This window comes from Pseudogracilibacillus amylolyticus (SeqCode) (assembly GCF_051918545.1).
In the GTDB taxonomy this organism is placed as follows: Bacteria; Bacillota; Bacilli; order Bacillales; family Amphibacillaceae; genus Pseudogracilibacillus.
Genome location: NZ_JBPPZG010000053.1, coordinates 9,932 through 20,130, shown reverse-complemented (window position 1 = coordinate 20,130; position 10,199 = coordinate 9,932). Strand labels below are relative to the sequence as shown.

General features: G+C 34.6%; 10 protein-coding genes. All 10 read right to left on the bottom strand.

Features of this window, described 5'->3' with window-relative positions; translation table 11 throughout:
- Positions 1-303: 303 nt before the first annotated feature.
- Positions 304-1,017, bottom strand: a complete 714-nt coding sequence (gene nagB / locus ACPYKA_RS08140) for a glucosamine-6-phosphate deaminase (RefSeq protein ID WP_479541835.1) — start codon at positions 1,015-1,017, stop codon at positions 304-306.
- A 45-nt stretch (positions 1,018-1,062) separates the two neighbouring features.
- Positions 1,063-1,776, bottom strand: a complete 714-nt coding sequence (locus ACPYKA_RS08135) for a GntR family transcriptional regulator (protein WP_479541834.1) — start codon at positions 1,774-1,776, stop codon at positions 1,063-1,065.
- A gap of 4 nt (positions 1,777-1,780) precedes the next feature.
- Entirely contained in the window at positions 1,781-2,797 is a 1,017-nt protein-coding gene (locus tag ACPYKA_RS08130) for a sugar kinase (RefSeq protein ID WP_479541833.1), read from the bottom strand.
- Between the two features lies 1 nt (position 2,798).
- Positions 2,799-3,536: a 2-dehydro-3-deoxy-phosphogluconate aldolase gene (gene dagF / locus ACPYKA_RS08125; protein ID WP_479541832.1), complete on the bottom strand. Its 738-nt coding sequence runs from the start codon at positions 3,534-3,536 to the stop codon at positions 2,799-2,801.
- A gap of 3 nt (positions 3,537-3,539) precedes the next feature.
- Positions 3,540-4,628: a DgaE family pyridoxal phosphate-dependent ammonia lyase gene (locus tag ACPYKA_RS08120; protein WP_479541831.1), complete on the bottom strand. Its 1,089-nt coding sequence runs from the start codon at positions 4,626-4,628 to the stop codon at positions 3,540-3,542.
- Positions 4,579-5,715: an amidohydrolase/deacetylase family metallohydrolase gene (locus ACPYKA_RS08115; protein WP_479541830.1), complete on the bottom strand. Its 1,137-nt coding sequence runs from the start codon at positions 5,713-5,715 to the stop codon at positions 4,579-4,581. The genes ACPYKA_RS08120 and ACPYKA_RS08115 overlap by 50 nt, the downstream gene beginning before the upstream one ends.
- A gap of 46 nt (positions 5,716-5,761) precedes the next feature.
- The gene (locus ACPYKA_RS08110; RefSeq protein WP_479541829.1) at positions 5,762-6,379 is read right to left on the bottom strand and encodes a YesL family protein; all 618 of its coding nucleotides are present in this window, start codon (positions 6,377-6,379) and stop codon (positions 5,762-5,764) included.
- Between the two features lie 30 nt (positions 6,380-6,409).
- Entirely contained in the window at positions 6,410-7,306 is an 897-nt protein-coding gene (locus ACPYKA_RS08105) for a carbohydrate ABC transporter permease (RefSeq protein ID WP_479541828.1), read from the bottom strand.
- Positions 7,307-7,318: 12 nt separating this feature from the next.
- A complete protein-coding gene (locus tag ACPYKA_RS08100) occupies positions 7,319-8,269 on the bottom strand; it encodes an ABC transporter permease (RefSeq protein ID WP_479541836.1) in 951 nt (316 codons plus the stop codon).
- A gap of 131 nt (positions 8,270-8,400) precedes the next feature.
- Complete coding sequence (locus ACPYKA_RS08095) at positions 8,401-10,029, bottom strand: extracellular solute-binding protein (RefSeq protein WP_479541827.1); 1,629 nt, start codon at positions 10,027-10,029, stop codon at positions 8,401-8,403.
- Positions 10,030-10,199 lie beyond the last annotated feature (170 nt).

Genomic DNA, 10,199 nt, shown 5'->3' with positions numbered 1-10,199 from the left:
GACGAGTAGGCTCATCAGCCGCCCACGGAAAGCGCAGTGTATTTCCGTAGCGGTATTTTATATCACAACTTTGTTTAAATATTTACAGAGCAAATTAACCTAAGTTACTGAACAGTTTATGGAAAATATTAAATGTGGCATAAAGATAAATCTGAACTTATATAGATTTTATTGCAGTTATTTGAATTATAGGTTCGGATTTCTCTATAATTAAAGAACTTTTGTCACAGCCAAAAACTCACTAAAAAACACATCACAATAGTGTGATATGTTTTAGACAATTTTTATATTTAGAAAATATTTTTAAATACGTATATCCGTAATTAAAGTTACTTTAGGATGCCGTTGTAAGATAGATGCAGGTATATCTTCCGTTACCTCGCCATAAATTACTTTTTTCAGTATATCTGCTTTCTTTTCACCTTGAACTAAAAGAAGTATTTGTTTTGCCTTCATAATTGTTCCTATTCCCATCGTGATCACTTTCGTAGGGACATCTTCTACTCTTTTAAAAAACCGCGCATTTGCTTCTATTGTAGACTTATCTAATTGAGTGACATGCGTTTTGGATTCAAAGGCAGAACCTGGTTCATTAAATCCGATATGTCCATTCAACCCTAAACCTAATAGTTGCAAATCAATGGTTCCAGCCTTTTGAATTTTTTGCTCATATCTTTCACATTCTTTATCCAGAGAAGTAGCCAATCCGTTTGGAATATACGTATTTTCCATTTCAATATCTACTTTATGGAACAATTTCTCATTCATATAATAACGATAACTATTAGGATCATTTTCTCCTAATCCTACATACTCATCTAAATTAAATGTCTTCACTTGCTGAAATGAAATTTCTTTGCGAATATTTCTTTCGACTAAAATTTCATATAATTTTTCCGGAGTAGCACCAGTCGCAAACCCCAAGACTGGTTCTTTAGCTTGAGTTAAAGTGTCTACTACCATATCGGCTGCTTTTTCACTCATTTCATCGTAATTATCCACCTTTACAACTTCCACCGATTTTCATTCCTCCCAAACAACATTCAATAATAAAAAATAACTTTACATATCAAAGTTTACAACGTAACGATGAACATCTGTATTATAATAGGCTTCGGAATATTCCGCTAAATTACCATTTATATCAAATGAAAATCGAAATCTTTGCAGTAATGGTTTTTGTTCAATTTGCAACATCTCAGCAATAATTTCACTCGGTGTTCCAACACCAAATTCGTCCTTAAAACGGTGAAACCTAATACCTTGTTGGTACATAATTTCATATAATGAGTTTTGCAAATGCTCATGGTTATCCGGTAAAATGATATTTTGTGGAATATAATGTTTAAAATGAATGTATGGTTGACCATTTAATTTGTAAAGACGTTCTATACAATTTAATTTCATATCAAAATAATCCTTCAAAATAGAATGACTAGACCCGTCAATAACAGACAGTTCAACAAATTCTTTGCTTAACTCATTGCCCTCATCCAGTAGGTACTCTGAAAAACGCTGTCCCTTTGATAATTTAGAAATTGCATTATTTTCAAGTACAGTTGTCCCAATACCACTGCGTTTTTCAACATATCCTTGTTGTGCGAGTTGTTCGACTGCTCGGCGAACGGTTATAATACTTACACCAAACTCATCTTTTAACTCTTGTTCTGACGGAATTAATGTATTTTTCGGATATTTCCCGCTAATAATCCGTTCTTTTAATATTTCCTCCAACTGTATATAAAGTGGACCTTTTTTTAGGGTTAATTTCATCATCTATCTACCTTTCTAAATTCGCCTCTAATTTTTTGTGGACTAAATTCCACACCTCTTCCTTTGAGCATACTGGCACATCTCCATATGTAGTATGAGCTAAAACGCCTGAAGCAGTTGCAAATTCAATTGTATCTTTTAAAGACAACTTCTTTAACATTCCATGCATGACACCACTTGTAAATCCATCGCCTGCTCCGATTCGATCAACTATGTTGAATATGTAGTTTCTAGAATACGTAAATCGATTATTATCATAGATAAACCCTTTGACAATTTCATTTTCATTTTGATCATTTTTTCTAATAGTCCCGGCGATTGTAGTTATGTGAAATTTCCTTGCAACCTTTGGTATTACATCTTCAATTTGCTTCTGTTGATCCAATTCATTCGTTTCCAAACCTAGCAAAAGGATTGCGTCTTTTTCTGACATAAAACAAATGTCTGAAAGATGTAACATTGCTTCATATATTTCTTTTGCCTTGTTCCTTTGGCTTTCCCACAATTTAGGTCGATAATTACAATCGAATACAATTGGTATTCCTAGCTTTTTTGCTTCTTCTGCAACCCGCAGTGCATTAGTTCTCGTTCGCTCCGATATTGGCAAAGCAATTCCACAAAAGTGAATCATTTTTGTATTGTGTAAGATAGCTTCTAAATTAAAATCTGTTAATGAGGCGGTACAAAAACTACTTTCCTTTCGGTTCGAATACGTTACTTTCGATGGTCTAATACTAAATCCATTTTCAAGAAAATACATTCCTAAATATTCTCCACCGCGAACGATATCTTCTGTTGATACTCCTGATGATCTAATCGAGGCAATGGCCGCATCGCCAAGACTATTGGCAGGTAACCTCGTAATAAGTGATGTATGATGTCCATATTTACTTAAAGCACTCAATACATTCACACCTGTTCCAGAGTAAGAAACATTTAGTGATTGAGATTGTTCCAATTTTAAATAATTTGGTACTTCCAACCTCATCATAACTTCTCCAAAAGCTTTTATTTTATCTTTCATATTATAACCCAACTCTTTTTACTATTTCATATAGTTGTTTGACATCTTCTACATTGGTTTTACCTGTGCTACCATCGATAATTGCAGAGTATACATGTGGGATTATCTGCTTCACTCCTGCTTCAAGAGCAATCACAACAATTTCTTCAAAATTTTCTAGATCAATTCCCCCTGTTGGTTCAATAGCAAAATTTTCTTCAGCACAAATTTTCACAATTTCCTTGTACATTGCTTTATTTTGCAGTCCATTCATTGGAAATAATTTAACCGAATTTCCACCCATTTCTCGAATAAGTGCGATCGCAGTTGAAAGATGAACTTTCGCAGGAGCTTTTTTTGTAGAAAGAGGTCCTGTTGCGATATTTACATACCCTAATTTATCTAACGGATTTACAAGACAATTAATAAATGTTGATTCATTTTTTGTCATTGCCTTCGTATATCCTACTGCCGGAAAGATTTGATTAATATGTTCGGCAGCCATTTCTCGGCTAATATGCGCAACTTTCTTCCATTGATTCGGATCACCAGCACCTAATCCAATTGAAATAGCGCCATCAATTGCTTCTTTATACATTGTCATTTCTTTTACTGCTTGATCAACAGTTTCATAGTTTGCGGCTAATAAACCTATCACTACATGTCCTTCTGTCATATCGTAAATTTCTTTTGCATTATCTACATTGCCTGCAAGAACATTTAAACAAATTTTATTATTGTAGAAACGTTTATCTATCATAACTCAAACCCCTAATAATTGTTTTATTCTAGTCACAATATATTCAACATCTTGTCTCGATAATGCTCGTGGGTCAATGTCAAAATATCCGATATTTGCATAATAATCTCTTGTATAAATAGCGATATTCCCATTTCGTAAGCTTTTAGTCAGTTCTACTGCAGATAATTTTGTTGATGTTTCATCTATTTGAATTCGAGCACGATAAATGTCACGACCTGATTCATCTTGATGAACAGACACCTTTACCCCATTGATTTTTTCTAACTCCATCAAGCAATCTAAAATTATCATCTGTTCTTGTTTGGACATTTTATGTTCAGGAAAATTTTCCAGCGCTTTTAATAGACCTAAAATGGATTCTTTTCCAATTTTCATAGCTCTACCTATTCCCTGAAGATGTTGTTTTGCAAACGTAACATATTTTTTCCTACCTGCTAAAATTCCAGATGTCGGTCCTTCAATTGCCTTTGAGCCGCTCACAATGATTACTTCCGCTATTTCAGCATATCCGGCTATGTTTTCTTCAGCAGCTATATCTAAAATTAATGGAATTTGCTTTTGATAAGCTAGTTTACTTACATCATGTAAATTAGGCATATTTTTTTGAACTGTATGATGGGATTGAATAAAAATAATCCCAATAGTTTGCTCTGTAATTGCAGCCTCTATTTGTTGTAAACTACATCCATTTGCATATCCGACTTCTTTTACTAATCCTCTACCTAATTGTATCATCGTACTAACTGGAGCACCATAGTCAATCATATGCCCTTTCATTATAATAATTTCTTTCGTTAAGGGGACTGATGGGAGGCGTTCTACTAAATAAGTATCCCCTTGCGTTACAAAGCCTGCAACAGCAAGGGCAATTGCCGCTGATGCTGAGTTTGTAATTATAGCGGTTTCTGTTCCCATATATCGCGAGACAATTTTACCTGATTCTTCATATAACTGATCCATTTCATAAAAATTCGAAGCCCCTATTTTCATTGCCTCCAAGACGTCATCTGAAATAGTTGAGACACCTAGTATACTCATTTTACCGCTGGCATTTATAACCTTCTTTAAATTCATTTGTGCTACATTCATAATATTTCCCACCTATCATAACGGCATATGGTTTCACCAGGTTTTCTGCGAGTAATTCATTTCCCATTGAGTCTTTAAGAATTACATCACTATCCTCAACCGTAAAAAAAGTTAAATCTGCAAGTGCCCCTTTTTGAAGCGTCCCAATTTCTCGTTTATTTATTATTTTAGCAGGCATCTCCGTCACAGAATGAATTACTTCTTCCAATGAATATCCTAAAGCTAAAAACTTCGATAAAGTTGTTGCCATATTGTAAACTGGACCATTTACTTTATTTCGTTCATAAATGTCCGTACTAATACTATGGAAATTAATATTCTCCGCTTTTGCTCTTTTAGCTATTGGATAAGAAAAACTGGAAGTACCATGCCCAACATCTAAATAAACACCTCGATCAATTGCTTCTTTAATCCTTTTTTTGATTATGCCGGAATCGTTAAACAGATGATTATCTGTTTTTTCATTATAGCAATGAGTGATAATATCACCTTGCTCTAACAGGCTGATTATATCGACTAATTTTGGCGGAGCACTCCCGATGTGAACCATTAACGGTTTCTTAATTTTTCTAGAAAAGTTTTTCGCCATTTCTAATGGTAGTGTACCGTTGTTCCCGACAACACTAGCACTCATTCTCGCTTTTAAACCGACAATAAAATCGGAATGTTTTTCATTTGCCTTTAAAATGGCCTCTAAAGATAACCTAGACATATCAGCTAATTCATTTCTTACTTTTAAGCCAACTGAAGATACATTTAAAAAAGCGAATATGCGAGTAATACATTGCTCAGACATCTTAAAAAAATCACCAATATCATTCGAGCCACAGCTTCCCGCATCGACGACTGTAGTCACACCAGTTTTGTATCCAATATCGTCTGGAAAAGCGCAATACGGTTCATATTTTGGAAAAGAATGAGTATGTAAATCGATCCATCCTGGAGAAACATAGACATTTTCAGGTAGGTTAATAATCTCTCCATCCCCAGTCCAATCGGAAACAACCTCTACTATTTTTCCCTTTATTATGACAATATCTCTTTTTTGACCGTTTGGTAATTTTGCATTTTTAATAATCTGTTTCATGTCTAGTGCCCCTTTAGTACCGCTATAATCAATTCAATTAGTATTTTTAAGCTTCAGTTATTTCGTATTTTTCAAAGGTCTTTGAAGCACCCCACATGATGAAATAAGCTGTGACACTACCTCCAAAGAAAAATAAAATAGCAGGTATTGTTATATAAGTTACATAAACTATTGCAGCGAATCCGCCCATCATAAATAAAGTTAATATCGGATGCACAACCCCGATAATGAACGGCCACTTTAAATAGTCTGTTATTTTTAAATTAAAATGAACATAGATCGGAAAGAAATAAGTTAAAACGATGGCATATAAAATAAAAACAGCTAATACACCAAAGCTTACGATGAAATATATGATATTTTCTTGCAGTCTTAAAATTTGAAATTCAATCACAAGAATATAGCCAATTATAAATAAAATGATACCTAGCCCATTTGCTTTAAAAAATTCCTTCCGGTAAGTATCCCAAAAAGTTTTGAAAACCGGAATATCCTCTTCCCCCATATTCCATTTTCTTATGACAGAAAACATTGCAACTGTTGCAGGCATAAATCCAAAGACACCGAAGCCAAGTAACGTAAAAATAGTCCACAATAAATTTACATACGCTAATTTCATTGCCCAAACACTAAATTTATAATACCCTGCGATAAATCCGTGCATGATGTTTCCTCCTAATTCATATCCTTAACATTATTCTTTCACAGATCCGATTAAAACTCCCTTTACAAAAAAGCGTTGTAAAAATGGATAGACAATTAATAATGGTAAAGCCGACACAATAATGACAGCATATTTTACAAGTGATGCCGTTTTTACTTGATCAGCAAATGATTGAGCAGCACCCGCTGCAGATGCGGCACTATCAGCACTAACTTCGTTTAAAATTAAAATCTGCCGTAAGATTAATTGTAAAGGAAATAATTCTTCATCTGATAAGTAAATCAATGCATTAAAATATTGGTTCCATAAAGCTACCGCATGGAATAACGCCATCACTGCAATGATTGGTAACGATAAAGGTAATACAATTCTAATAAATAAGTAAAAGTCACTGGCTCCATCAATTTTAGAAGCTTCAACTAACTGATCAGGAATCGTTTGTTGAAAGAAAGACCGTGCAACTAGGATGGACCAAGCACCTACAACACCGGGGATAACAATTGCCCACATGGTGTTTATCATGTCTAATCCTCTTACGACAAGATATGTAGGAATTAATCCTCCATTGAAAAGCATCGTGAATAAAATAAACCATAAAAAAAACTTTTTTGCCATTAATTCTTTTCTCGACAAAGCATACGCACATGGCAATAAAATAAACAAGTGAATAGCTGTACCTACTAATGTATAAATAATTGTATTTTTATAGCCAATCCAAATTGCTTTATTTTGAAAGACTCGTATAAAACCATCAAATGTAACATCGACAGGCCAAAGCCACACTTTTCCTGTATTTACAGCATGTGGGTCACTGATGGAAGCACTAATTACAAATATAAGCGGATAAACAATGATTAAAGTGATCATTAATACAAAAATAAAATTGATTCTTTCAAATGCTTTATCAGACAAACTAAAGTTACGCATCCTTTTTCCTCCTTACCATAGACTATTCTCACTAACCTTTCTAGCTATCTGATTAACGGTAATGAGCAAAACAATATTAATTGCTGATTCGAATAATCCAATAGCTGCAGCGAAACTATAGCGGCCTTCTAATAGCCCTGTCTCATAAACAAATGTTTGAATAATATCTGATGTTTCGGAGTTTAATGTATTTTGCATTAACAACACTTTTTCGAAACCTATTTGCATGAAATTTCCCATATTTAATATAAATAAAACAACTATTGTCGGCATAATGCCTGGTAGATTAATTCGTAATATTCTTTGTAATCTTGTTGCACCATCAACTTTAGCGGCTTCATGTAACTCAGGATTTATTCCAGCTAAAGCGGCCAAATAAATAATGGTACTCCAACCGAGAGTCTGCCATTGACCTGACCAAATATATATATGTCTAAACCAATCTGGACTCGTCAAAAATGGAACTGAATCAAAACCTAACCACCGAATCGCATGATTAGCTAAACCTGTAACTGGATCTAAAAATGCAATTAGCATCCCGACAACAACTACTACAGAGATAAAATGTGGTGCATAGGTTAATGTTTGTGCCCACTTTTTAAAAGCTCCATTTTTTAATTCATTTAACGATAGGGCAAAAATGATTGGAAGTGGAAATAACAATAAACCATATGCATTTAAAATAATGGTATTTTTTAATAAACGCCAAAAATAATACGAATTAAAAAATCGCTCAAAATGCTCAAAACCAACCCAAGGACTTCCGAATATTCCTAAGTTTGCAAAGTAATCTTTAAATGCAATTTGTACACCATACATGGGAATATAATGAAAAATAAAAAAATAAGTTAAAGCAGGTAAAAGAAATACATATAATTGCCAATTTCTTAACAAATTCTTTTTGATTGCATACGTTCTACTTTTACGTTTTAACGTTTCTTTTTCTTGTTGTGGCAATTCCATTCGATTTAGACTTTCCTTTTCTTGTTGCAATTCCATCTGATTGCACGCCCCCTCTTACACAAGTCTATTAGACTATAAATTTTCCAAATAAATAAGGGGAGGGGAGCCCCCCCTTTGTTTATTTCTACCATTTAATTTTCTTGATATCTTTCGAATGCTGCTTGATAAACCTCCATTAATTCATCTAAAGCACCCATTTTTTCAATTGTGTCCACATAGCTATCCCATTGAGAAAAATCTACGTCTCCACTAATAAATTTATCACGCATTTCTTCAACATACTTATCTACATCGGATCCAGTTGCTTCAAGTACTTTGTTTTCTTCTTCTGTAAATGTAAATCTTGGCCATATTTCATCTGGTATATAGGGTTCGATTTTCTCAGCCGCTTCCATCGATTGAGGTGCAGTTTCTCCACCTTGGAAGTAGTCCGCTTTAATTATTCCACTAATAGCACCTAACCAAGTTAACTGTTTTGCTATTGCTTGTTCAAACGTCATATCCCCTTCAGGATTTAAAATATGATCCATGTACTTAATTTCTCCGCCATCTTCCTCATATGTTTCTCCCTCTACACCCATATAGTAAAGCTTGGCGCCTTCCTCGCTATAGAAGTAATCCATCCAACGGACTGCCGCTTCTGGATTTTCATTTTCACTTGTAATAACAAAGCTTGAAGTTTCCCAAACAGATGGTGAAAGTTTATTATAGTCTTTATATCCTTCAGGTCCTTCTAAAGCAGCAAGACTATTATATTGTGAACCAATTTCTTCACCAAAGAGTTCAATAGGATCATAGAAAATCATACTTCCGTATAAGTTATCTGATGCATTGGCCAAAAACTGACCCCATTCGATTGAAAAGATATTTTGCTCAATTAAACCTTCATCGTATAACATATGAATATATTCTAATAATTGTCTATACTCATCCGTAATTGCATAGAAACGAACTTTACTAGGATCATCTGGATCCAAATCGATATTCGTATTCGACGCACCATGATTCATGACGCCAAACGAACCGGCTAACCATTGCACTAACTCCGCAATATCAGTACCACCATATGGTACCGTTTTTCCGTCACCAACCGGATCTAGTTCTTTTACTGCTTTTAAATACTCATAAAACTCCCCAGTTGTTTCAGGGATTTCCATGTCCAATTCTTTCAGCCAGTCCTCATTAATCCATGGTCGTGCACTTAAACGTAGGGATAAAAAGTCGTCTTCGATTAATGATGGCATGGAGTAAATATTCCCATCCGGGAAAGTAATTGCTTTACGAATACTTGGATCATTTTCCATCAATTCCGTTAAATTTGGTGCATATTCTTCAATCAAATCATTAAGCGGTAAGAAAGATCCTTGTCCGCCATATTTTAATAAGTCAGCATTCGTCAATTGTGATAAGAAAAATACATCCGGCAAATCACCACTACCAAGTGCTAAGTTTCTTTTTTCTTCAAGTGCATCAGGATTAATTGATTCCCATTCCACAGTAATATTTGTCATATCACGATAATGATTCCAAATTAAAATGTCATTCCAATCATTATCCTCGTTTTGTGCCGGTTTGTTCGCGAAAATTTTCATGTCTATTTTTTCATCAACAATTGGCATACCAGTTGGGTTTACATTGCTGTCTCCAGAGGAACCGTTATCATCAGCATCTGATCCCGCTTCCTTATTTCCTCCACAAGCAGCTAAGGCTAATAAGACCAATAAAGCAATTAATAGCAATAAATTCTTTTTAATTCTCACAAATTACCCTCCTTAAAATTATTCAACTATTTAGCGTGCAACCTTCTCTCTGTATAAAACTGCGTGTTCAAAAAGGAGGATAAAAAGGACCAAGTCGGCTAAAGTCGCCACGTCCTGTGGCAACGCCGACACTAGCACGTCCTGTGCGTCGAAAGTTCAAGGCGGCGCAG